Annotated in this window: 21 protein-coding genes and 1 riboswitch; of the genes, 19 read left to right on the top strand and 2 right to left on the bottom strand. The window is 43.2% G+C overall.

What is annotated here, in order from left to right; translation table 11 throughout:
• Window positions 1-89 precede the first annotated feature (89 nt).
• The 8 genes from MHN00_RS00545 to MHN00_RS00510 all read left to right on the top strand — a co-directional run bounded on the left by MHN00_RS00545 (window position 90) and on the right by MHN00_RS00510 (window position 12,030).
• Window positions 90-3,038, top strand: coding sequence for a TonB-dependent receptor (locus tag MHN00_RS00545; RefSeq protein WP_039226416.1), 2,949 nt, complete (start codon window positions 90-92; stop codon window positions 3,036-3,038).
• A gap of 55 nt (window positions 3,039-3,093) precedes the next feature.
• A complete protein-coding gene (locus MHN00_RS00540) occupies window positions 3,094-4,002 on the top strand; it encodes a hypothetical protein (RefSeq protein WP_239299868.1) in 909 nt (302 codons plus the stop codon).
• Window positions 4,003-4,015: 13 nt separating this feature from the next.
• Window positions 4,016-4,564 carry a sulfotransferase gene (locus MHN00_RS00535; RefSeq protein ID WP_239299866.1) on the top strand — a complete coding sequence of 183 codons (549 nt, stop codon included), beginning with the start codon at window positions 4,016-4,018 and terminating at the stop codon, window positions 4,562-4,564.
• 337 nt (window positions 4,565-4,901) lie between these two features.
• The gene (locus MHN00_RS00530) at window positions 4,902-7,739 is read left to right on the top strand and encodes a TonB-dependent receptor (RefSeq protein WP_239299864.1); all 2,838 of its coding nucleotides are present in this window, start codon (window positions 4,902-4,904) and stop codon (window positions 7,737-7,739) included.
• Between the two features lie 69 nt (window positions 7,740-7,808).
• Window positions 7,809-8,948 (top strand): 2OG-Fe(II) oxygenase, encoded by a 1,140-nt coding sequence (locus MHN00_RS00525; RefSeq protein ID WP_239299862.1) that lies wholly within the window; start codon window positions 7,809-7,811, stop codon window positions 8,946-8,948.
• 17 nt (window positions 8,949-8,965) lie between these two features.
• The gene (locus MHN00_RS00520) at window positions 8,966-9,223 is read left to right on the top strand and encodes a hypothetical protein (RefSeq protein ID WP_239299860.1); all 258 of its coding nucleotides are present in this window, start codon (window positions 8,966-8,968) and stop codon (window positions 9,221-9,223) included.
• 1 nt (window position 9,224) lies between these two features.
• The gene (locus tag MHN00_RS00515; protein ID WP_239299859.1) at window positions 9,225-10,238 is read left to right on the top strand and encodes an aspartyl/asparaginyl beta-hydroxylase domain-containing protein; all 1,014 of its coding nucleotides are present in this window, start codon (window positions 9,225-9,227) and stop codon (window positions 10,236-10,238) included.
• A gap of 7 nt (window positions 10,239-10,245) precedes the next feature.
• Entirely contained in the window at window positions 10,246-12,030 is a 1,785-nt protein-coding gene (locus MHN00_RS00510) for a putative 2OG-Fe(II) oxygenase (protein ID WP_239299857.1), read from the top strand.
• A gap of 6 nt (window positions 12,031-12,036) precedes the next feature.
• Here the strand turns inward: MHN00_RS00510 and MHN00_RS00505 are convergent, their stop codons facing one another.
• Window positions 12,037-12,594 carry a 2OG-Fe(II) oxygenase gene (locus MHN00_RS00505; protein WP_014975937.1) on the bottom strand — a complete coding sequence of 186 codons (558 nt, stop codon included), beginning with the start codon at window positions 12,592-12,594 and terminating at the stop codon, window positions 12,037-12,039.
• A gap of 460 nt (window positions 12,595-13,054) precedes the next feature.
• Between MHN00_RS00505 and MHN00_RS00500 the strand changes: the two genes are divergently transcribed.
• From MHN00_RS00500 to MHN00_RS00475, 6 genes are read left to right on the top strand one after another with little or no spacing between them, the layout of a single operon-like run.
• Window positions 13,055-13,816, top strand: coding sequence for a DUF3450 domain-containing protein (locus tag MHN00_RS00500; RefSeq protein ID WP_014948702.1), 762 nt, complete (start codon window positions 13,055-13,057; stop codon window positions 13,814-13,816).
• A 6-nt stretch (window positions 13,817-13,822) separates the two neighbouring features.
• Entirely contained in the window at window positions 13,823-15,181 is a 1,359-nt protein-coding gene (locus MHN00_RS00495) for a MotA/TolQ/ExbB proton channel family protein (RefSeq protein WP_156078053.1), read from the top strand.
• 1 nt (window position 15,182) lies between these two features.
• The gene (locus MHN00_RS00490) at window positions 15,183-15,707 is read left to right on the top strand and encodes a MotA/TolQ/ExbB proton channel family protein (RefSeq protein WP_012517736.1); all 525 of its coding nucleotides are present in this window, start codon (window positions 15,183-15,185) and stop codon (window positions 15,705-15,707) included.
• An 11-nt stretch (window positions 15,708-15,718) separates the two neighbouring features.
• A complete protein-coding gene (locus tag MHN00_RS00485) occupies window positions 15,719-16,117 on the top strand; it encodes a biopolymer transporter ExbD (RefSeq protein WP_012517737.1) in 399 nt (132 codons plus the stop codon).
• Between the two features lies 1 nt (window position 16,118).
• Window positions 16,119-16,730 (top strand): energy transducer TonB, encoded by a 612-nt coding sequence (locus MHN00_RS00480; protein WP_014948704.1) that lies wholly within the window; start codon window positions 16,119-16,121, stop codon window positions 16,728-16,730.
• A 2-nt stretch (window positions 16,731-16,732) separates the two neighbouring features.
• Window positions 16,733-17,998, top strand: a complete 1,266-nt coding sequence (locus MHN00_RS00475; protein ID WP_239245485.1) for a tetratricopeptide repeat protein — start codon at window positions 16,733-16,735, stop codon at window positions 17,996-17,998.
• 229 nt (window positions 17,999-18,227) lie between these two features.
• Here MHN00_RS00475 and MHN00_RS00470 read toward each other — a convergent pair whose 3' ends face one another.
• Window positions 18,228-20,489 (bottom strand): GNAT family N-acetyltransferase, encoded by a 2,262-nt coding sequence (locus tag MHN00_RS00470; protein WP_239299855.1) that lies wholly within the window; start codon window positions 20,487-20,489, stop codon window positions 18,228-18,230.
• A gap of 59 nt (window positions 20,490-20,548) precedes the next feature.
• On the opposite strand from MHN00_RS00470, the gene MHN00_RS00465 reads away from it, so the two are divergent.
• The 5 genes from MHN00_RS00465 to MHN00_RS00445 all read left to right on the top strand — a co-directional run bounded on the left by MHN00_RS00465 (window position 20,549) and on the right by MHN00_RS00445 (window position 25,087).
• Complete coding sequence (locus MHN00_RS00465) at window positions 20,549-20,974, top strand: hotdog domain-containing protein (protein WP_012517742.1); 426 nt, start codon at window positions 20,549-20,551, stop codon at window positions 20,972-20,974.
• 130 nt (window positions 20,975-21,104) lie between these two features.
• Window positions 21,105-21,208: riboswitch (TPP riboswitch) on the top strand.
• 55 nt (window positions 21,209-21,263) lie between these two features.
• Complete coding sequence (locus MHN00_RS00460; RefSeq protein WP_156078056.1) at window positions 21,264-23,354, top strand: TonB-dependent receptor; 2,091 nt, start codon at window positions 21,264-21,266, stop codon at window positions 23,352-23,354.
• Between the two features lie 17 nt (window positions 23,355-23,371).
• Entirely contained in the window at window positions 23,372-23,635 is a 264-nt protein-coding gene (locus MHN00_RS00455; protein WP_014948708.1) for a hypothetical protein, read from the top strand.
• Window positions 23,635-24,279 carry a nicotinamide riboside transporter PnuC gene (gene pnuC, locus MHN00_RS00450; protein WP_039226441.1) on the top strand — a complete coding sequence of 215 codons (645 nt, stop codon included), beginning with the start codon at window positions 23,635-23,637 and terminating at the stop codon, window positions 24,277-24,279. The genes MHN00_RS00455 and pnuC overlap by 1 nt, the downstream gene beginning before the upstream one ends.
• Window positions 24,245-25,087 (top strand): phosphotransferase, encoded by an 843-nt coding sequence (locus MHN00_RS00445; protein ID WP_239299853.1) that lies wholly within the window; start codon window positions 24,245-24,247, stop codon window positions 25,085-25,087. Before pnuC ends, MHN00_RS00445 begins: the two co-directional genes overlap by 35 nt.
• Window positions 25,088-25,212: the final 125 nt, after the last annotated feature.

Here is a 25,212-nt window from a genome sequence, read left to right as displayed (position 1 = left end):
AAAACATTAGTTTAATTCTGTTTTAAGGTGTTTTTAAAAAACCTAAACAGAGAAAAACTTTAATAAGAAATGAAAACCAGGGAAAAACAATGACGTTTAATAAAACGCTTACGGCGGTGGCTGTTGCCGCGTCGATGGGCCTCTCTGCGCCTGTATTCGCGCAAGAGTCCAAAGGTACAATTACTGGCACATCAGTATCAGCTAGTACAGAACAAGCTCTTGCAGGAGTAGAAGTTACTATTGTAAATCTGGAAACAGGGTTAACCAGAACTATTGTTACAGACAGTGACGGTAGATATACCTTTCCTCTTCTTCCACCTGGCAATTATAGCTTAACCGCTAAAAAAGATGGCTTCTCTGTTGCGCAAGAAAAACAATTCAGTGTAAGGCCTTCAGGTAAAACAAATTTGGATGTCGCTCTCGAAGCGGGTGATATCGAAAGAATCTCTGTGCGTGGAACTTCAATTTCCAATATCGATGTGACTTCGAGTGAGTCACAGCTATATGTTGACCAAGAGTTTATATCTAAAGTTCCAGTACCTCGCGATATTTCTTCAGTAGCGCTACTTGCTCCGGGTACCGTTTCTGGTGATTCCGACTTCGGTAACTATGCTTCGTTTGGCGGTTCTTCAGTTGGCGAAAACGTTTACTATGTGAACGGTATTAACGTTACAAACTTCCGTAACGGATTGGGGGGATCAGAGCTTCCATTTGAAATGTACGAATCTTTCGAAGTAAAAACAGGTGGTTACTCAGCCGAGTTCGGGCGTTCAACAGGTGGTGTTATTAACGCACGAACCAAGAGCGGTAGCAATGAATTCAAATGGGGAGCCAGCGCATATTACGAGCCAGCAGCCCTTAGAGCTCACCAGCCCGACGTATTCTACAGAACTCAAGAAGATGCAGAAGAGGCTGGAACAGCCTATTACGTTGTTAACAAAGAAGACGAAACAGGTGAGACAAACGTCAACCTGTGGGCTTCTGGCGCGCTTATTGAAGACAAACTCTTTTTCTTCGGCTTAGTAAATCAAAAAGTACGTCAGCGTGATTACGCAGAGACTACAACGATCTACGACCGCGAAGGTAACGACACGTTACTCAGTGCAAAGCTTGATTGGTACATTACGCCCGAGCACATACTAGAATTTACGGCATGGGATAATACTGAAGAGCTAGAATCTGAAAAGTTCCTATATAGCCCAGATAGCGACAATGTGGGATCGTCGTTAGGTGAATATACGCTGGAGCGTGGCGGCACGACTTGGGGAGCTCAATATACAGGCATCATTACCGATGATCTTACCGTGAGTGCCCAATACTCGGTTAACAAGACGAGCTACAGCAATCTGAACAATGGCGCCAATCCGCTAGGTGATGCTCCGGTTATTTACGACAGATTTACCAACATAGAGTATGGTGCTTACGGCTTAACGACGCCTTCAGTTCAAGAAGATAAACGTACGGCGATTCGCTTTGACGTAGAGTGGTACGTTAATGCAGACCATGTTCTCAAAATTGGTATCGATAATGAGGACCTTGAGGCTTATGAAAATACTTCTCGCGCAGGTGGCGTTGCATACCGATATGAAAACTGTGGCGATAATCTAGATGAGCCGAGTAATGCAGACTGCCAAGTTCGCCAAGAGTTTTATGTAAACCAGGGCGACTTTGAGACCAAGAGCTTCGCTTATTATGTTGAAGATACTTGGACAGTGACAGACAACATTACTGCAAGAATTGGTCTTCGTAATGAAACCTTCGAAAACTTTAACAAAGCCGGTGAAAAATTTGTTGATGTAAGCGATCAGTGGGCACCACGTTTGGGCTTGAGCTGGGATGTAAAAGGTGACGGTGAGAGCAAAGTATTTGCAAACTACGGCCGCTACTATCTTCCAGTTGCGACGAATACAAACATTCGTCTGGCGGGTGATGAACTCTATACACGCCAGTATTTTGATGTTGAGTCAATAAATGATGATTTCACGCCTGTATTAGGCGAGGCTACTGGCAGTTTGACGGTATACAGTGACGGTACGCTTAAAGGAACGACAGAAACAGTTAATGCCGACCTCGACCCTATGTATCAAGATGAATATATTCTGGGTTATGAGCAAGTCATTAACGAATCTTGGAGCTTCGGTATTAAAGGGACTTACCGCGACCTGAAGAGCTCTCTAGAAGATATTGCTATCGATGCAGGCTTCGACGACTACATTCAACAAGAGTTTGGTTCATCGTGTACACTATGTTCTGGCTTCCACTATTATGTTTTAACAAACCCAGGCAACGATGTAACAATTACCACAGATCCAGATGGAGATGGTGATGTACCATACGGAACATACACTATTCCTGCTGATATGTTGGGTTACCCTGAAGCTGAACGTCAGTATGCCGCGGTTGATTTGACTGTTGACCGAGCGTGGGATGATATTTGGATGATGAGCTTCACCTATACGTGGAGCCATAGTTGGGGTAACACTGAAGGTGCTGTTCGTTCTGATAATGACCAAACAGATTCTGGTTTAACAACAAACTTTGACCAACCAGGCCTTCTTGATGGCGCATATGGTAATTTACCGAATGACCGCCGTCATGCTGTTAAACTAACAGGTGCTTACCAGCTCTTTGAGAACTTTACACTGGGAGCAAACTTCCGTTGGACATCAGGTAGACCACTTAACTCTTTTGGTTATCACCCAACAGATCTTTTCGCAAGCTACTATGATGCGGAGTCATTTGTAAAAGATGGTGAGTTAGTTTCTCGTGGCTCTGAAGGTCGTACGCCTAGTACTTGGACTTTGGATTTGAGTGCGAAATACCTTATTGAGCTAGAGCAAGCGGACGTAGCACTTCGTGCTGACATCTTTAACCTATTCAACAATGATGATGCTACTCAGCTTAACGAAATAAACGAGCGTTATGCTGGACAAAGTGATGAAGGTATATTCCTTGGAGAATACAACCCAAGTTACGGGTTGCCTACATCTTTCCAAACGCCACGTTACGTGCGCTTCAGTGTAGAAGTAAATTTCTAAACAAGGTCGAAAGCCCAGCATAGCGCTGGGCTTCTTTTTTACTATGAATCATCTATTGCAAAAGTTAGTTTCAGCCTCAAAATCAGTAAATAAGTCACAGGTTGAGGCGATAGTTAGCGACTTAATCAACTTACAAGCACCTTTACAAGAAAGATGGGTTGGAGTAGGGCAAATAGCAAAATCGTTTGGCAGTTATAGACTAGCTAAGCGCTGTATCGAAAAATCGCTTGAACAAAGCCAAAGTGATCAAATGGTAGCGCAAGCCTTGGGAATGCTCTCTGATTTAGGAAAAACCGAGTTGGCATACGAATACCTGCAGTCTATCGGCAACAGAGTGTCGTCGTCTGTAGTGCTATTACACTTAAAAGGAGTACTCGCTTATCAACTGGGTTACTTCACTCAAGCAAAGCAGTCGCTCAGAGCAGTCTTAAGAACAGTCCCAACGTCAGGGGAAACACTCCACTTATTATCAACGATGTCTGATCCAGAGGAAGCAAAAGAGCTTCAGAAGGAACTAGACACCTTACTATCTAGCATGGACAAGGTCCCTTTATCAGTGTCCAAAGCATGCTTTTACAACGCCTTAGGAAATACCTACCTAAAAACCTCCGAAGTGGATACCGCTTACCAGTATTTTGAAAAATGCGCAGAAACCATGCGAGCGATCTCACCAAAGGATAAGTCATTTGATTACTCATTAATTAAGGATTGGAGAAACGAGAACGTTAAGTGCGCAGAGTTTAAGCCTTCTAGCTTCACAGACGAAAGCGTTTCAACGAAAAGCTCTCCAATTTTTATTTTGGGAATTCCTCGAACTGGAACAACGCTTGTAGAACAAGTCATCATTCAAAATACAGAAGCGCAGAGTGTGGGGGAAATAGATGCCTTTCCGATGGCAGTAGATAACGTATTAAAAACTAAAAATGCTCTAGAGCGCCTAAAAAAAACTCGCTCTTTTAGATGAAGAAAAATGCAGTATGATAGCTGACGAGTATTTTAAGATTTGTAGCGAATATGGGATATCAAATGCCCTGATCGTTGACAAAAGCTTAAGTAACTTGCGATATGCTTATGTAATCAAGCACGTTTTTAATAAAGCAATCTTTGTTGTCACCAAAAGAAACGAAATTGATAACGCATGGTCAATATTCAAGACGCAATTTAGTAATAGTTTACATTGGTCTTGGGATATTAGAAAAATAAAAAGTGTTATTGATAATGAGTCTAGATTAGCGAAAATTTTGGCTAATTCTAAAGAGATAGCACCAATAGTAATACAGCTAGAAACCTTGCAAGACCAGCCACAGGAAACAATAAAACAAGTAATTAATAGGGTTTACGAAAAGCAAGGCGCTACTCGTGAGACTGAGTTGCTATCTTTACCTCCATATGAAGCAGGAAAAGTAGATACAACAGCAGTAAGAACTGCAAGTATGTATCAGGCTCGACAGCCGATAAGCAGCGACCATGCCCACTCTAAAAACATTCCCCCCAAGTTCGAAAAAACATATTCAGATATTCAATAGTTGAGTATTTGAACTGTAAGCGGCCGTCATCGATTTTGCTGTTCACCGCATAGATGAGTTCATTAAACTTTAGTCTTGGTTTGAAGTGTATGAAAAGTGAGCTAAAAAAGTCCGTGCTTGTAAAGTGTATGTAAAATGTAAGTTAATATTTACAGATTAGAGTTAAAAGACAAAAAAAAATTGAACTTTTGTGAAACACCCGTCTGATCCCAGTTGACCCTTCGCACAGGATGTGGTTATTATCAAAGTGAGGCTTTGACCTTACTAATAATAATTCGTTATATAAACGATTTAAGAAACACACACTAAGAGTTTTAGTGGTCCAGGGAGACAATACATGTTTACAAACTCTAAGCTGGCTAAATCAGTGAAGTTAGCGTGCGCATTCGGTGCTGCATCATCTATCGGCTTCACTGGTGCAGTTAACGCACAGGAAACCGAACAAGCAGCGGAAGCAGTAGAAAAAATCGAAGTAACAGGTTCACGTATTCGTCGTACAGACATCGAGGGTGCAAACCCAGTTACAGTAATGTCTCGAATCGACATTGAGCGATTTGGTGTAACGTCTATCGGTGACGTTCTTCAGGCTATCCCTTCTGCAGGTTCTGCTATTAACACCAACAACAACAACGGTGGTAATGGTACAACTACAATCAACATTCGTGGTATCGGTTCAAACCGTACTCTTGTTCTAGTTAACGGTAAACGTTGGGCTCCAGGTCTTACCGGTTCAGTTGACCTTAACAACATCCCAGCAGCAATTATCGAGCGTATCGAAGTACTTAAAGATGGTGCGTCTGCTGTATATGGCTCTGACGCGATAGCTGGTGTTGTAAACATCATTACTCGTCAAGATTTTGAAGGCGTTCACGCGTCTGGCTACATGGGTCAGTACGATGAAGGCGATGGTAACAAAGAACAGTGGGATATCGGTTTCGGTACCTCTAACGACAAAGGTAACGTTTACTTTAATATTTCTTATGTAGAAGAAGAGCCAACATTCGCGGGTGATCGTGAAATTTCAGCGGTTCCCGTATTCGGTGCACCTACTGGTTACGGCGGTTCATCAGGTACACCTAATGGCCGTTTCTGGTACTTCGATGATGAAGGTACTTCTTTTAACGTTCAAAACGATGGCAATGGTGGTCTAATCCCGTGGACTGGAAGCAGCGCTTTCAACTTCGCGCCACTTAACTACCTTTCAACGCCTCAAGAACGTACCAATATTTATTCTCAGGGTCGTTATGAACTGACTGATAACCTTACTGTAAACGTTACAGGTTTTTACGGTAACCGTCGTTCGTCTCAGCTTCTAGCGCCTACACCTTTATTCGTGGGTAACGCAGCAGGTACTACCGGTATCACTATTGCGGCAAACAACCCTTTTAACCCAACGGGCTTAGACTTGACTGACGCAGCCGGTTTCGGTGAGCCTAACAGTCTATTCTTCGCTGGTCGTCGTATGCTTGAAGCTGGTTATCGTCAGTTCGCTCAAAACGTAGACCAATTCCAGTTTAACGGTGGTTTTGAAGGGGTTATCGAACTAGGTGACAAGGAGTTCTTCTGGGACGCGACTTACACGTACGCCGATATTACGCAAAATACGTTGACTGACGGTTTGCTTAACATGGACCGTGTTGCATTGGCGCTAGGCGATGTTGACGCTTGTAACAATTCTGATGATGGATGTGTACCTCTGAATTTCTTTGGTGGCGCGACTGCAATCGGGGAAGGTACAATCACCCAAGAACAGCTTGATTACATTCAATTTACTGCACAAGATGCATTGAATTCTTCTCTAGAGAGCTACACTGCTAACCTTTCTGGTGAAATCATGGAGCTACCTGCGGGTTACCTTGCTTTTGCTACAGGTTATGAAAAGCGCTGGCAGTCTGGTTACGATCAGCCTGACGCACTAATTGCAGCGGGTATTACTTCTGGTAACTCTCGTCAGCCAACTTCAGGTTCATTTAGTGTTGAAGAATTCTATCTAGAGCTAGCTGTTCCTCTACTTTCAGATATGCCTGGCGTAGAGCAACTAGACCTTGAACTAGCGACTCGTTACTCTGACTACAGCAACTTTGGTGATACAACAAACTCTAAAGTTGGTCTTAAGTGGCGTGTAAACGAAGACTTAATCGTTCGTGGTACATGGTCTGAAGCGTTCCGTGCTCCTTCACTATCAGAGCTTTTCTTGGGTAACAGCGATAGCTTCGTTACACTTCAAGACCCTTGTAACGGCGGTGAAGCAGGAAACCCAAGCGCACCAGGTTGTGCGGGTATCCCATCAGCTTACGAGCAGCCTAACCCTCAAATCAGAACAACCGTTGGTGGTAACGCTGACCTACAGCCTGAAGAAGCAGAGAGCTTCACATACGGTTTCGTATACTCTCCAGCACAAGTTGAAGGCTTATCAATCACGTTTGACGTATTTGATATCGAAGTTGACAACGCAGTATCAACTGTTGGTGCGCAAAGTATCCTAGATGCGTGTGCTGAGACTGGTACGCAATTCTGTTCACTAATCGAACGTAACTCAGGTGGTGTTGTAACTGAGCTATTTAACGGTCTTGTGAACCTTGGTGGTCAAACAACATCTGGTTTCGATTATAACGTTGCTTATAACTTCGAAACTGAGTTTGGTGATTTCCGTCTTAACTGGGATGGTACTTACGTAGATGAGCGCACTACTATTATCGTTGACCCTGTAACTGGCGAGTCAATTACAGAGAATGACGCAGGTCGCGCTTTTGACCGTGACGTAATTCCACGTCTTCGTACCAACCTGTCTGTTACTTGGGCATACGAAGATTGGACTGCAAACTACCTAGTACGCTTCATCGGCCACACTACAGAAGCTTGTTCGTTCGATGACGATACGGATGAGAATGGTAACTACCTAGAAGATACGCTATGTAGTGATCCAGGTGAGACTACATTTGATGATGACGGTAACCTAGTCAAAGATAGCTTCAACGAGCTTGAAGATATGGCTTACCACGATGTGTCTGTTGGTTATGCAGTTACTGATAACCTTCGTCTAACGCTTGGTGTTAACAACCTTTGGGATACAGACCCAGAAGTTTCTTACACTACGTTCGCGAACAGCTTCGACCCATCAATGTATGAAATCCCTGGAAGATTCTTCTACGGTCGTGTAAATCTTGAATTCTAATTCAATGATTGCATAAGATTTTCAAAAATTTAAAGGCCTCGTAAGAGGCCTTTTTTGTAGGAGAATATTGTGAAGAGCATTGAACAACTCCTGACAAAAGCAGATTTGCATTTTCAAAGGAACGAATACAGTCAAGCTTATGATTGTTTACGCATTGCTGGTCAGTCAGGACATTTGTATGCCGCATTAGACTACGCTTATCACATCGCACCAAATAGCCCCAAAGCAGCTATCGACTATCTGAGCGCATTACCAGACAACTCAAAACCTACTGTAAGGTTTCACTGTTTACTCATTTCACGGTTTTATCTATTTAAAGAAATGAATTATGAGCTGGTGAGTGAGCTCGTCAGGCTTGCTTCAGCAGGGCATGCAGAGTCCTTAATTGTATTACTTAGTTGGACTGAGCAAAACACATCGGTTTACGCTCAATTGAAGGGTACATTAGGTCGCCATAATCCCAACATTTATCGTCAATTGTTCATGGGAGACCCTAATTACGCCGATGTTTCTACGTCTTTATGTGAAGATACAACCATCACCACGGTACTTGAAAAGCAAACCTCGCTACTAAATAAAACTAAAACTGCTGTTGATAGCAACGGTATCGTTTGTGAAATGAGCGGCGTACTGTCAGATATTGAATGTGACTACATGCTTCTTCGATACAAAAGTTTACTTCAGCCATCTATGGTTCTAAATCCATTGAATGGTAATCCCATGAAAGATGATATTCGCACGAGTGAGGTCGCTATTATCACTAATCAATGGGTAGATTGGATAAGTCGCGAAGTAGAAGTGAAGATGAGCCGTATGTCTGATACAAAACCTCAGCATGGTGAACCACTAAATTTACTGAGGTACAAAGATGGCCAAGAATACAAACCGCATTATGATGGGTTTACTGATACTCAACTAAAGCAAACCAGTATTATTGAAGAGGGAGGCCAGCGTACCCATACGATACTGGCATACTTGAATTCATTGAGTGAGGGCGCTACTCACTTTCCCAAATTAGGGATAACGATCTTTCCAGAAAAGGGAAAACTAGTGAGTTTTCTTAACGTTGATAAAAATTTGGCCTTAGAAAAACAGAGTTATCATTGTGGCCAACCTGTCTTCACAAACGAGAAATGGATGCTTACAAAATGGGTGAGGTCAAATCGCACCGAATATGGTACGTTAGTTTTCGGAAGTAATTGTAAATAAATGTTCAAGGAAGCAAAATGAAAAAATTTATCCTAGTAAGTCTAGTGACAGCATTCGCAATCTCTGGATGTAATTCAACATCAAACTCTTCATCAAGCGATGTGGCAAGTAACGAAGACGATGGCATGGTGTGTAAGATGGAGCGAAAAGTCGGTTCAAATATGATGCGCCGAGTTTGCTATACAGCAGAAGAAAGGGAAATGATGGAAGAGGCCGCACGCGAAAGCTGGACTCGTATGCAAAGAGGGACTGAAACTTCAGGCTCAGGCTTGTAAAGTGAACGAAGGCTACTATAAAGTAGCCTTCTCGTTTCTAACGCTACTTATTAAAATGACAAAGCAAATTGAACAAGCCCTTAAACAACAGAATTTTGATCTCGCTACAGCGCTTTATTTAGAGTGGTACGAATCTTCTCCCCTAGACTTCAATATCGAAGGTAGCCAGCCTTCACGTGTTAAAGCTACACATATTGCTAACGCCGCAAATCTAGCGCGAAGAGCAGGTTTCAACGAACTGCAGTTTGTTAAAGATATATCTCCGCGATTAGGTGAAATGGTCAAAGTTTTGTTTGGTCTTGCACAACCTTCTTTTTCAAACCCGCTTCAACGACCTAATTTCATTTATATTCCTGAGCTTACCAGTAAACCGTTTTACGATATTCAGGAATGTGAAGGATTAAAGAGTTGGATACAGAGATTGCAGCCTTTTAAAGATGAGTTGTTGGATATAGGCAAAGTATCAAAAAGCAAATATGTTGAAGAGTTTGAAAATCTACCGAATTTGGAAGAGTGGAACAAGCTAAGAGATGAATGGCTCTCTACCCATCTAATAAAAGGTGGGGAACACAGTGAAGTGTTTAAATCGTTAAGTGAACCGCTCCGTGAAGTATTGGAAAGGGCACCATTGGCGCATTGTCCACCTCATGCACCTGAAATGTTTGTTTCTGTGCTAGAGCCTGGGGCATACATCCCTCCGCATTACGGAATTTCAAATTGTAAGCTTACCGTGCATATACCTTTAAAAGTCACAAAACATGCATCGTTGAAAGCGGGAGAAGAAATATTCAAGTGGGAAAATGAACAATCCGCGATGATCTTCGATGATAGCTTTCTACATTCCGCAAAAAATGAGAGCGATGATGTAAGAATTGTGCTTATTTTTGATATATGGCATCCAGACTTATCTTCGTTAGAAAAGGAAGGATTGGCAAAGTTTATGACAAAATTTGCTGTCTGGAACAATGGGGTAGGTAAGTTAGCTAACTTAGATGCACAGTTACGAAGAAAATAATAATAGTATGAATATAGTACAACAGCTCGTCTCTGCTTATAACCAGAAGCAATATCAGCAGATCATCCAATTTATTGAGAAGCAGTTATTTCTGTTGCAAAAAGACCCAGTATTTATTCAACTATTCTGTGGCTCGCTTCGCCAAGTTCAGCGAGTGAAAGAAGCTGAGAAATATTTAGTAAAAGGGCTGAAGAAATTTAAAAATCACCCCGAATTATCAAATGCTTTAGGTAATTTATACCTATCCACTCGGCGAATTGACTTGGCAGTATCAACCTTTCAAAAGGCGAGTAAATTAGCGCCTAACAATGTTGATTTACACTATAATTTGGCACGTGCACTAATTGAAAAAAATGCGTTAAAGCAAGCGCGTATAGCAGCAGAAAAAGTTCTAGCGTTAGTGCCGAATCACGTGCAAACGAAGCTAATTTTGGCAGACATTTTTTCGAAGCAATCAGACTTTAATGAAGCCATAATCGTCTTAAAAGATGTCTTAGCTATTAGTCCAGAAAATATTGTTGCTTTGAACAATATCGCCAATTTGTATCGCAAAATTGAAGACTATGAACAAGCATTAAAGCATTTTGAATTAGCGCTTTCTAAAACTAATGCTAACCCTACTATTTTAAGAAATTATGCAGCAGTACTCGCGCTATCAAATCAAAGAGAGCGCGCGGAAATGGTGTATCTGAAAGCATTGAAAGTTGCACCATCTGATTGGGAGCTTCAGGAGGAGCTGGCCAAGTTTCTATGGGAAGAGGGAGTTGATGCGCCATTTGTTCATATTGAATCATATATCAAACGACAACCTGAAGACGATAGCTTCAGGTTTCGTTTTATTCAGTTGCTAATACAAGCCGACGAATATCATGCGGCAAAAGAGCAATTAGACTTACTTACTACAGAAGCGATTAAGACTCACGAAATTGCGCCATTGAGGGCCAGAGTGCTCAGAGAACTAGGTGAGTATGAGGCTTCTATTGTTGAAATAGAAAATGCCAAAATACAGTCAAATAAAGTGGCGCTATTAAGTGAGAAGGGCTATTCGCTGCTTTGTTTGGGGCGCGCAAAAGAAGCACTCAACTGCTTCAACCAATTGATAAAAATAGAACCACTAAACCAAGGTTGGTGGACAATGTTATCTACATGTTGGTCTATGGCCGAACAAGAAAACCGTTATAAATGGTTGTGCGACTATGACAAGCTTGTTTACGTTAACGCTATTAAACCTAGTCCAGTTGATACTGCTAATTTCAATGAAAAACTAAAAACTGCCCTTGTAGAAAAACATCAGAATCAACGGCATCCTATTGGACAATCATTGAAGAATGGGACGCAAACATATGAAGATTTATTCGTCACATCCTTACCTATCATTAAAGAATTGTCGGAAAACATTTTAGCGCAGGCAAAACTATTTACCGCGCAACAGTGTGCTGACAAAACCCATCCGTTTTTATCACGGTTAAGCGATAAGCTTAAATATATCGGTTCTTGGTCAGTAAGGTTAAGAAATGGAGGCTTTCATAAGTCTCACTACCATCCAGAAGGATGGTTAAGCGGCGTTTACTATGTGGATGTGCCTAAAGCCGTTGATACAGATGGGCAAGGCTGGTTGATGTTTGGTAGGGCTGATATTGCGAATCAACGATTTGAAGGGGATTATGCAGTCAAACCCGAAGGGGGGACGGTCGTTCTGTTTCCATCATACATGTGGCACGGTACTAACGCTTTTACCACTGATGAACACAGATTAACCGTTGCCTTCGATATTATTCCAAACGAAATCTAAACGTAGTTACACTTTTTCTAGCTTAAACGCCAGGGTGTAACGGGGCGTGTAACAAATTCTATTGGGCGGTCTACCGACGTGTTTGATCGCACCATGGAAAATTGCAACACGAGCAGGTTTTGGTGTGCACGCGAATAAGCAATCGTCGTTGTTGTCATAGAACAACGTTTCTCCTCCCCACTCAATGTCCCATTCAGGTGCAATATAAACCAAAACAGTGAACTCATTCGCATCAGGTGCACAATCTGTGTGCGTAAAAAGCATATCTCCATACGATGCGTGATTCACATATCCTCTATAAGCACTAAAATCTTGTTTTGTAATACCGCGAATGGCCTCAATCGCTCTGTGGTATACGGGAAGGGTTCTAATTTGCTCAGATGTTAGATTCACTGCCCAATGCCGATATTCTTGTGTATCAGGTCTAGCAATTTCGTCTCGCTTGAACGCGCTTACTTGTAAACCTTTGAATAAGCTTTCCGCTTCTGCCTGAGTACAAAGGTCGTCGAAGATCCACAGGGGTTTGTTCTCAATCGTAATGTGGTGAGTTGGCGTGAATGTCATTGCATACTCGTCTGTATTTTGGATTTTTCATGAAGTTTATATGATTAGTCCTTCTTTTAATAGCAAGTAACATCTAGGTTAAAAATCATATCTAATTTCTGCGAGTAGCCAGAAATGCGCGCTGATAAATTGTTAAATAAACTTGGTAATTGATTGTTAGTTAATCGATTAAGGTGTCAGTGATGCTCTATTCTTGTCTGATGTCATTATTTTGGAATGAAATCTGCACTGCTAATGAACACAAATTAGGCAGACGGAATGAAATCTACTAGGTGTAAACAGTGTGTTACTTGACTAAACGTAACATTCCATGTGAGTATAATACGTTCGTAGTACTGACAATTGACGTCGGCGCTACATTCCTGAAACAAAATTGTGAAAGTTTTATACGCCCCTTGCCCGAATATTTTCCTATCGGCGAGGATTCAAATAAGAAATTTGGTTGGGAACTATGTCCAAAATGAGCAAGAGAACTCTTATTGCTTCTACTGTTATGGGTGCATTCGCACTAACAGGTAGCGCAGTCTCTGCAGATACGCTTGAAGATCTTCATAAAGAAGAAGCGAAAATCCACGCGGCTGCAGCGAAATCTCAAGAAAAAATCAATACGTTGTTTGAACAGTCTCAAGAACTACTTGTTGAGTATCGTCAAACAGTAGATGAGACAGAAAACCTTAAAATCTACAACGATTACATCGCAAGCCTAGTTGCAGACCAGCAACGCGGTATCGATTCATTACAACGTCAGATCGACAGCATCGAACAAACTAAGCAGGGCATCGTTCCTCTTATGTTCCGCATGATCGACAGCCTAGAGCAGTTCATCAAGCTAGACCGTCCAATTCACTTAGACGAGCGTCTACAGCGTGTTGAGCGTCTTCGCGACCTTATGGCTAACTCTAACGTAACTGTTTCAGAACAGTTCCGTCAGGTACTAGAAGCTTACCTAGTTGAAGTTGAATACGGTACTAAGATCAACTCTTACCAAGGTACTATCGACGACGCAGGCACAGAAGTTACTGTTGACTTCTTTAACCTAGGTCGTACGGCGCTAGTTGCACTTTCTCTAGACCAAACTCACGCATGGGTATGGAACAACGAAAGCCGCGCATGGGAAAAACTGGGTGACGAGTATCTGTCTTCAGTTGTTGACGCAGTTAAAATGGCTAACAACGTCATTCCTGCGGATCTGATTAAACTACCAATTAGCGCAGCGGAGTAATTGTTAATGAAACCAGTATTCAAATCTCTTTTAGCCGCTGCGACAGTTGCAGTTGCAGCAACCGGAGCGCAGGCTCAGGAAGCAAAGAGCCTGAAAGATCTTCTAGACCAGGTTCAACAGAACCGCGTTTCTGAAGCTCGCCTAGATAAGCAACGCGAAGCTGAGTTCCAATCAGCACGTGCTGACAAGCAAGCACTTCTTCGCAAAGCACAAGCAGATCTTAAAGCTGAACAAGCTCGTGGTGACCGTCTACAGAAGCAATTCTCAGACAACGAAGTTACATTAAACGAGAAAGCTGCTGAGCTAGACCAAGCTACAGGTACACTTGGTGAAATGTTCGGTGTGGTACGTCAAGCATCTTCTGAAGCTTACGGCCGTATCTCTACATCAATCGTAAGTGCACAATTCCCTGGCCGTGGTCAGTTCCTTGCTGAAATGTCAGAAGACTCTAAAGGTCTTCCAAACATTAAAGAACTTGAAGACCTATGGTTTGCTCTTCAGAAAGAAATGACTGAAGGCGGTGAAGTAGTTAAGTTCACTACTGAAGTTGTTAACCTTGACGGCGGTTCTTCACAGCAAGAAGTTGTTCGTGTTGGTACTTTCAACCTTGTTGGTGAAGCTGGTTACCTAGCGTATGACGCTGAAGCTGAAGTTGTTCAGCCTCTTGGTCGTCAACCAGATGGTCACTTTGTAGCTTCTGCTGACGAACTAATCGGCGCTACTTCTGGTTTTGTTCCTTTCTTTGCTGACCCTTCTCAAGGTGCAATCCTTGGTCTATTGAAGCAAAAAGCGACAATGTCTGAGCGTTATCATGCTGGTGGTCCAGTTGGTTACACAATCACAATTATGCTTGCGATTGGCCTACTAATTGGTATCTACAAAATGATCACACTAACGATCACTGGTGGAAAAATGCGTTCACAGCTTAAGAACGTAAACAATCCTTCAGAAGGTAACCCACTAGGTCGTATCCTTAAAGTTTACCAAGAGAACAAGACTGCTGATGCAGAAAACCTTGAGCTTAAACTTGATGAAGCGATTCTTCGCGAGCTTCCAAAAATTGAAAGCGGCATTAACGTTATCAAGATCTTCGCAGCGATTGCTCCTCTACTAGGTCTACTAGGTACAGTACTAGGTATGATCGAGACATTCCAAACCATCACACTATTCGGTACAGGTGACCCACGTATGATGGCAGGAAGTATCTCTATGGCTCTTGTAACTACTGCTCAAGGTATTATCGCGGCTCTGCCTCTAATCCTTACTCACAGCATCGTAGCTTCTCGTAGCAAGTCAATCATCCACATTCTTGATGAGCAAACTGCGGGTATCGTAGCTGCTCACTCAGAGTCGGAGAAAGCGTAATATGAATTACCTGATTGGATTATTCGAATCGGTCAGGGACTTTATCGCTACCGGCGGTGACGTACTATACTTCGTTGCTGCCGCGCTCTTTCTCATGTGGGTTTTAATGATTGAGCGTTACTGGTATTTAACCTCGGTCTTCCCAAAGGTGAAGAAAAACATCATCGCGAATTGGGATGCCCGAGCAGATACCACATCATGGTATGCGCATAGAATCCGTGACGCGTGGATTTCTCAAGCGTCAGACGACCTTAACGCTAGAATGCTGATTATCAGAACCATTATTGCAATGTGTCCACTAATCGGTCTACTTGGAACAGTAACCGGTATGATCAGTGTTTTCGAGACAATGGCAACACAGGGCACCAGCAACGCTCGTCTAATGGCAGCTGGTATCTCTATGGCAACGATCCCGACAATGGCGGGAATGGTAGCCGCGCTATCTGGACTGTTCATCAGTTCACGTCTTGAAGCGAAAGTGAAGCTGGCAAGAGAAGGGCTAGTTGATAGCCTGCCACATCATTAGAGAGAGAGATTATGGCTCGAAAAGTCAGAACCGAGGAAGAAGATGCACAGATCGACATGACGCCCATGTTGGATATCGTGTTTATCATGCTGATCTTCTTTATCGTTACCACTGTTTTCGTTAAAGAAGCAGGGATCGAAGTCAACAAGCCAGATGCGAGCCAGGCGATTCTTCACAAAAATGCAAACATTTTCATCGCCGTAACTGAAGACGGAAATGTTTGGCTAGACAAGCGTGAAGTAGCGCCGGACAGCGTAAGAGCGAATATTGAGAGACTGCTTACCGAGCAGCCTACAGACTACGTAATCATTCAAGCTGACGTTAAAGCGAAGCATGGTTTAGTAGTTGAGATTATGGATCAGGTTAAAGCCGCTGGCGTTAACCGAGTCTCGGTAGCGGCAAGGGGATAAGATGTTACGTATAATTGTATCTATACTTTTAGGTGCTGGTGTTGCATTTGCCCTTTTCGTTCTAATGGCCAAGTTGATTGAAAATTCATCTAGACCAGCAGACGAAGTACCGCCTGCACCGGTTATCGATATTGTAATGCAGGAACCAGACGACCAAACGCAAACGCGTACTCGTGTTCCACCACCACCGCCGCCTCCGCCGCCACAGCCTCCTAAAATGGAGCAAGTTGAGCCGGAAACTGCGGAACCTGATGCAGATGGCTTTAGCTTAGCTATTCCAGCTATCGACACAGGTGGTGTTGGTGTAAACATCGGTGGTGTTGGTGCAATGCAGCGTGATGGTGAAGCAACACCTATCGTTCGTATCGACCCGAAATATCCACCTGATGCAGCCCGTGACGGCCGTGAAGGTTGGGTAAGACTGTCTTTCACTATCAACGAAGTTGGTGGTGTTGAAGATATCGAAGTTATCGAAGCTGAACCTAAGCGCGTATTCGACCGTGAAGCACGTCGTGCTCTACGTAAGTGGAAATACAAGCCTAAGATCGTTGATGGCAAGCCAGTTAAACAACCTGGCATGTTCGTACAGCTAGACTTTAAACTGGAGCAATGATCATGATGAAACGTACATTCAAAATGTCAGCCGTTGCTTTAGTGCTAGGCGCAGGCGCGGTGCTTTCAGCACCCGCTGCCCTAGCGCAGTCAGCACCTGTTGTTTGTCCTGGATATGAGAAAGGAAAAACAACGCTTGTAGGTGAGCGTACCGGTAAAAAAGTTCAGAAAGCTTTTGAGTTCTACAATGAAGACCAAGTTAATGAAGCACTAAACGTACTTTACGAAATCGACGCATCTGACGATTTCGATCGAGCTTACGTAAAGCGTTTTATTGGTAACTTACTTGCTGCGCAAGAAGGTCAAGGTGGTAAAGCTTTAGGGTATTTGGTTGAATCAGTTGAACCGAAAGTTCTAAACGACCTTGAACACTCTCAAACACTTAAATTACTAGGTGATTTGAGCATGCAGGAAGAGAAGTACACTGATGCCATTAAATGGTATAACGAGTGGATGGACTTCACGTGTAAAGAAGACGCAGACGTATATACGCGTTTGGCACAGGCTTACTTTGAATCTAAGCAACTAGCGAAGATGGTTGAGCCAGCAGACAAAGCGATTGCTTTGTATGAAGAGCCAAACAAAAACCCGTATGTATTAAAGCTAACTTCTTACTACGAGCGTAAGATGTACCCTGAAACGGTTGCTGTTGCGGAAGATCTTGTTAGAACTTTCCCTCAGGAAAAGACTTGGTGGTCACGTCTTGGCTTTTTCTACATCTTAGTTGAAGACTATAAGAAAGGTCTTTCAACGCTAGAACTTGCTTATATGCAGGGTTATCTAGAGAAAGAGTCAGAAATAAAGACGCTTGCTCAGCTTTATCAAAGTAACGGTATGCCTTACAAGGCGGCTAAGTTGCTTGAAAAGCACGTGAAAGAAGGCTTGCTAAAAAATGATGCCGATATGTTAGCAAACGTAGCTAATGCTTATCACCAGGCAAAGAACTTCAAAACGGCTGCTGACTTGTATGCACAAGCTGCTGCTAAGAGTTCAGACCCTGAGCATTATCGTAAGCAAGGTACACTTTTACTTGTAGCGGAAGACTACAAAGGCGCTATTAAAGCACTAGAGAATGCTCTAGAGCGTGGTGCTGAAGACCCTGAGAAGATTCACTTCACGTTAATGGAAGCGAACTTCTACGCAGGTAACTTCAAGTCTGCTTACAAGCACGTACAAGAAGCTAAGAAAGATCGCTCTCTACGCCGCAACGCTGCAGCGTGGGAACCTTATATCAAGGAAAAAGCAAAGAACCGCGGTATTAGTATCTAATATGTGGTTTTAGCAAAAAAGCCTCCCTTTGGGAGGCTTTTTTTTGCCCTTAATTTAGTAAGTGAGCTTTTCTCGAATGGGATTTTGTTTATAGGGCTTTAACACCAGCCCGCATAGATCATTAGCCTCTCAGCGGTATTTAAAATGTTCGTAATCGCGGCTTGTTAACGCAGGTATAGTGGCTCTACGCCAAGCAGATTATTTGTACTTTCAGGCTACAGACTTTCTATTATTTGAAAGCAGGCAGAAGTGCTTCTCTTATAACAATAGTGACTTCTTTTAACCCACTTGCTTTTAGGTTTTCTTCGTTGAATGTAGAAACACGTTGCTTCGCATTCATATCTGAATGTGTAAGTACTTTTCTGAGAAAGCGCTTCGTGTTAATGATTTCAACAAGACGCCATAGCGTATACAGTATTGTGTTATTTGGCTTGTTCAGTTGAGTATTTGCGCTTGGTGTAGGGTGAGTCTCTGCATAACGCGCAATTTTATGTAATATCGGCCAAACATCATCTAAAGTGCGTGTGCCTTGGGTAAAATGTACTAACTTTTCTACATAGATTGTCAGTATGCTAATGGGCACGTTGTCTAACTGGTTATCGAATTGAAAGCTCTCTTTGAGTGCTATCAATTCAGAAAGCAGTTTTTTTGCTCTGTTGGAATGAGGATATAACGCTAGTGCACTGGTTTCGCCACTGGCTTTATTAGGCTTTCGCCCATAGTCTACAATCTCAAATCCATTTCTTGTCCAAAAGCTGTCTAACTTTTGTGTCGTTCCATAAGAAGTACAGATAGCGTCAATACTTTGCTTTTTGGCTTCATTACTAACTCTTTGTAGCAAGTAACTGCCCATACCCTTACTCTGCACCACCGTATCGACGGCAATACGATTAATACGCCAATATCTAAACGTTGCTGTTTTTGCATCAGCAGACAACAGAGCAAGTCGCTGTGCACCTAAATGCCCTTTAGGACGACGTTTTCCAGACGCAATGCCCAAGGCGGTATCGTTCAGGTAGTCGCTACCTTCAGCGTTTATGATTGCAGTACCTATCACGTTGTCGTTGAATTTAAGTATGGCAACAAGTATATCCGGGCTATCCATCAAGCGCATAAAATCATCGGGTGTAGTTTGATAATGGGCTAATGAAAGTAGCGACATTATTTGCAGAAGCGCCTCTTCGGAAATGCTTTTAAACGAACTTATGGAAAAATCGTAATCTATCGGTGGGTTAATACTGTTTTTGAAATTAATCTCGCCAATATTGCGCGCCGCATCTCTGTCCTCAAATAAACAAGTCGTATTGAAAAAGGCTTCAATGGGATCATGTTCGAACCATCGTAACGGCGTTGATAGTCTTAAATGGATAGCTGATGGCGGTAAACTAGGGATGAGTTTGTGAATAAAACCACTGCCTGAACCTTCATAACCCAAAAGCGTAGTACTAAGCACCCACTGCTTGTGGTTGGCTATGATCCGGTATACATCCGGGAGGGGGATTGAAGCCGCTTCATCAACAATTACAACGTCGTACTTTTCATCTTCTGTGGTATATAACAAGGCACTGTCAGGGGGCACCCATTTTACACTGCCAAACGTCGCTGCCTCATTCTTATCACCAAGGATTAGTTGGGTTTGAATGTTAGCGGTGGATGGTTGTTGTGTTCTGACACCTGCTATTTCGTACTGGTGAATACGTGAAAGCACGTTCTTCACATTATCAAAGCGTTCACTGGTTAATAGTACATTTTTACCCTGTCTGATTAGGCTTTCAATGAATATACCTAATAATGATGACTTGCCTCTGCCTCTTGGGGCGGTAATCAGCGCGTTTAGTTTATTAAGTGAGTGTGCTTGATATAAACGACTGTATGCCTGCTCTTGCTCTTCTGATTTAAATAGTGAGCCTCTATAGACGTTTGACGTTACGCCTTGGCTAATGCGGTACATAGCCGTATCTGGAAGTGTGGTTTTTTCTTCAGTGTGAAGTGCCACGTAGTCGTTGTTACGCAGGTGCTTTATAAAGCGTTCGAGGTATCGACTTTGTGTAAGCGTAAACCCCTCCGACAGGAACGAGACCGAAATATTGTTGACCCATTCACTCAATGCAGGGCAAATAAGTATTAAACAACCACTGCGTTTAACGATCCCCGCCACTGCCATCACGTCGCCAGGTTTGAATGAATCGCGACAGTCTAATGTGGCAATGTCACATTCGCTCCCCAGTACTTGTTTGCGGTTCTTTCCCTTAAGTGTATCGCCAGCAAAATTCACAACGCTTATAGATGAAACTTCATCTACAAAGGCTTGAACGCTACGTATGGCAGCTTCACAAAAATCATCATTGCCAGATATTACAAGCATTCTCCGGTGAAGCGGGCAAGTCACGTTTGATAAGTGTGAAGCGTGAGAGCTTTTTTTGCAGCCATTTTCGCCGCTATTTTCAAAGTAGGGGGCTAATAGCCATTCGCGTAATTGAGTTAGCGCCATGAATCAGTTTTTTCGGTATAATCTAACGCTATAGTAGCGATTTATTATGAGGAATTCGAATGCGCTTTCTTTCTCGGCGTCTAGTTATGCCAAACGACCTTAATTACGCCAATTCTTTGTTCGGTGGCCGCGCGTTAGAATGGATAGACGAAGAAGCTGCAATTTGGGCTATTTGTCAGCTAGAAACTAATTGCTTGGTAACTAAGCATATTGGTGAAATTAGTTTCGAATCACCGGCTATGCAGGGTGATATCGTAGAGTTTGGTCTAGAAACTAAAGCTGTAGGCCGTACGTCTATTACCGTAAGCTGCTTGGTACGCAACAAAGCAACCAAGAAAACCATCTGTTTTGCAGACGATATCGTTTTCGTAAAGGTTGACCCTGATACGCGTCAACCAACCGCACACGGCAAAACGTTGGAAGGTTTAAAAGCACAAACTGACGATGAAGTACGTCGCCTAAATATGAATATTGACGCTGAATAGCCCTAAGCTTTCAACGCCTTATATCATATATAAAACCTTACGTTAGCTTAACGTCTTATCTGCTTGACGGCGTGTATCGAACTGGTAGACTCCGTCGCAGAAGTTGAGTTTGCTAGTTTTAGCCGCGCAACACTATACCAAGGGGTGTCCGTTTTCGGTCTGAGATCCACATTCGTGGGAACCCTTAAACCTGATCCGGATAATACCGGCGTAGGGATGGTTCACAATATAGCCTTATCACCTGCCGTTAGACCCGGATCTTTTTTCTTAAATAAGAATAAGAGATCCCATGTATAAAACACTTTTCACACTTTCACTGCTTGCTAGTTCCGTTGCGGCCTATGCGCAACAAACCAATGTAAGTAACACTTCAGATAGCACGCCATCAGATATTGAGCGCGTCATCGTATCTGGTGATTTTCGTCAAACTACACTCGACCAGTTAAGTGCTAGCGCGACCATTTTAGATCAAGAGCGTCTTCGCAGTAGACAGCCGAGCCATATCGACAGTGTGCTAAACAGTATTCCAAACGTAAACTTTGCAGCTGGTGCGTCTCGCGGCCGCTTCGTGCAAATTCGCGGTATTGGAGAGCGTAGTCAGTTCGCCGAGCCTATCAATCCTTCTGTAAGCTTTATCGTCGATGAATTTGATTTTTCAGGCCTTGCTGCGGCAGGTCTTATTTTTGATACTAAACAACTAGAGGTATATCGCGGACCTCAGGCTACCTTATACGGCACAGGTGCATTGGCCGGAGCGGTTAAACTCTCCAGTAATGACGTGGGTAGCGACGCCCCAGACTACGTTGAAGCCCGCATTGGGAACAAAGAGAGTTACCGTATTGAAGGCGCCACTGGTGATGATATCAACACGGATTGGGGCTATCGTGTTGCGCTGGTTCATAATCGCAGTGATGGCTTTGTAGAAAATACGTTCTTGAATAGAAGCGATACCGCGAATATCGATGAAACCGCACTGCGCTTTGCCGTTGAAGGCAGCGTAGATGAGCGAACCACACTTGCACTTACTTATCGCTGGTACGATATCGATAACGGTTACGATGCATTCTCGCTAGACAATGACAACAAAACGCTGTCTGATGAACCAGGATTTGACGAACACCAAACCCACGCTGTTAGCGCGCGCTCTACAACCAATACAGCAGCGGGCGACTTTATTCTAATTGCCACCCATGCTTCTCACAATATTGCTTATGGCTACGATGAAGACTGGACATTCACAGGGTTTCACCCGTGGGGTTACACGTCTTTTGACGCCTATTATCGCGATGTAGAAACACAGACCGGCGAGATGCGTTTCGTGTCGTCTGACAGTGCCGCACTTTTTGATGGTATGACTGACTGGACAATAGGCGTGTTTTATAAAAGCACGGAAGAAAAGCTGCTACGTCAATACACTTATTTGGATAGTGACTTTGCCAGTGAATACACGCCTACGACGACCGCTATCTATGCTCAGACTGAAAGTCGTTTGAACGAAAATTTAGTACTGGTAGCAGGGTTAAGAGTAGAAAACTACGATTTTGATTACGCTGATAACAACCAACTTACTCGCGCGTTCGACACCACCATGGTAGGCGGGAAAGTCGCGCTTCAGTATACGCAGGGCAATCACTTCTATTACGGCAGTATTTCACGCGGATATAAAGGTGCAGGCTTTAACCCCGACAGCCGCGTGAATGACAATCAGCGATTCTTCGACGAAGAATATAACTGGAACTACGAAATAGGTGTAAAGGGCCCATTACTTACGCCTGACCTAATTGCTCGTGCTGCAATTTTCTATATGGATAGAAAAGATACTCAGGTGAGCGATTTTGACGTTATCACTCGTGATGACGGTACGGCAGGGTTCGTAGACATTATTGATAATGCTGATTTAGGAACAAACAAAGGAGCCGAGCTGGAGCTTAGCTGGATTGCTAGTGATGCATGGCAGCTAGATGCAAGTGTTGGATATCTAAGCGCTACCTTTGAAGGGTATACGCTTGCAGACGGTACTGAAGTGTCTGAGCAAAGGCAGGCTCAATCACCTAAGTGGACCGCAAACCTGTATAGTGAGTACGCACTTACAGATAACATGCTCTGGCGTGTAGATGTAGATTACAAAAGCGAATACCGTTTTTCTGACGGCCATGATGTAACCTCGCCAAGTACTACGCTGGTTAATTCGGAGATTGTGGTGTTACACGGTGATTGGCAGACATCACTGTGGGTACAAAATGCCTTTGATCGTGAGTACTACACCCGTGGATTCGGTGGTTTCAGCAACGACCCTCGCGATGAGTATGCCTTCGATGAGCCATATTACCAAATAGGTAACGGTCGTCAGTTTGGCGTTACTGTTAAGTACGCGTTTTAAAATAAAAGGAAACAGACATGCAAGTTATGGTTGAACTGTCGTTGTACCCATTGGTTAACGAATACATTCCACCTATTCAAGATTTCATTGATAGGTTAAATAGCTATAGTGATATTGCAGTTTCAACAAGCTCAACCAGCACGCAGGTTACAGGTGACTATGGCGTGGTTATGAAAGTACTTGGCGAAGAAATGCAAAGGACCCATGAAGAAGTGGGGCAGGCTATTTTCGTTGCTAAGTTTTTAAACTTTGATGCCATGCAATCTAGAAAATCATCTTAATGGCTAACTTTTTTTCTGAGTTTACCTCACAAATTGCCGCTACTTCGCTTTTAGAGTGGGTAGCGGTTGTCCTCGCTATTGCCTATGTGCTGTTAGCCGCAAAACAGAACAGCTGGTGTTGGCTGTGCGCTTTTGTGAGTACCGCAATTTACACCTGGCTATTTTGGCAGGTGACTTTGCCATTTCAGTCTGCGCTTAACTTCTTTTATATGATAATGGCGGGATACGGTTATTATCAGTGGTCGAAAGGGGCGGAAGATGGCGATGTTAAGCCAGTGCTTCATTGGCCGTTCTGGGCTCATTTGCTCATTGTGCCGAGTATGTTATTGCTCGCTTGGGTTCTGTCTGAGGTGGCAGGCTCACAGTTCAATAGTGAGTACCTACTATTAGATGCGAGCATTAATTTATTGAGTGTAGTCACAACATTTATGGTGGCGCATAAAATCCTGCAAAACTGGGTTTATTGGTTTTTCATCAATTTAGCGTCCGCATACTTATACCTGCAAGTGGGTTATGCATTATCTGCTTGCCTGTTCTTAGGCTACGTTGGTTTTGCGGTATTTGGGTATTACCAGTGGCTAGTACAATATAAAAAACAAGGTGAACAGGTTGGATATCATCGCCACGCTGCAAAAGGCGCTTAATCTTAGTGACAGTGCGAAAATTTTGTCACACCCTGCTGGAGCGGTAAATCACGTTTACCGCGTTCAAGAGCTCGCAGATAGTCAGTTACCCTTGATTGCAAATAACCTTCAAAGTAGTGGGCAACCAAAATCGGATCATAACCCTGTCGACTTAGCGGTGAAATGGATGGGCGATGATGACTTTAGTGGGGTTAATCGTGCGCACCAATTTGCTTTGCAGCAACAGCTTTATAGGTTGGGAGTAGCGCCGCAACCTATATGGTTAAGCGATGATGAAACCATCTGGGTTGAGCAGTGGCTAGAGCACAGTGACAGTGCGACGCTTTCGATGCTTGAGCTGGCCAACACCCTCGCTCGTATTCATTCTTTGCCCATTACCGCTAGGCCATTAGATTTAGCATCAAGATGGCAGCATTATATTAATGTTGCACAGCTCGATATGAGCAGTGAGCTTTATCTAAAAGCCCAATCATTGCGGAAACAAGTAATAAAAAGTGAACAAGACGATGACGACTATGTGTTATGTCATAATGACTTGCTAACTAATCACTTATTACTGAGCGCAGATAACTCACTCAAAATTATTGATTGGGAATATGCCGCCATGGGAAACCGCTACTTCGATTTAGCAAGTTGCTGCCTTATCAATAAACTTGAAATCAATGAAAGTAGAGAGCTCGTTAAGCATTACGCCAAGCTAATGAACATCGATGAGCACGACGCGATAGCGAAATTTGATCTGCACACCGAGATTGTCGCTATCACTAATGACCTGTGGTTTGCTGCGCTTAACGCCAATAAGGTCTAATTGTCATAAACTGCTCCGCATTTAAAAGTGACGCTGCATAGAAGTCGGTTTAAAAGCGGGCAATAAGACAAAACACAGGTGATGGATAAAGGCTATTTGGTGTTATTCGATTGAAAAAACAGCGC

The sequence above is a fragment of the Alteromonas sp. Cnat2-8 genome, assembly GCF_022348355.1.
GTDB classification, from domain to species: domain Bacteria; phylum Pseudomonadota; class Gammaproteobacteria; order Enterobacterales; family Alteromonadaceae; genus Alteromonas; species Alteromonas macleodii.
Note: the sequence above shows the minus strand (reverse complement) of the source record. Positions and strands in the feature narration are given on the sequence as shown.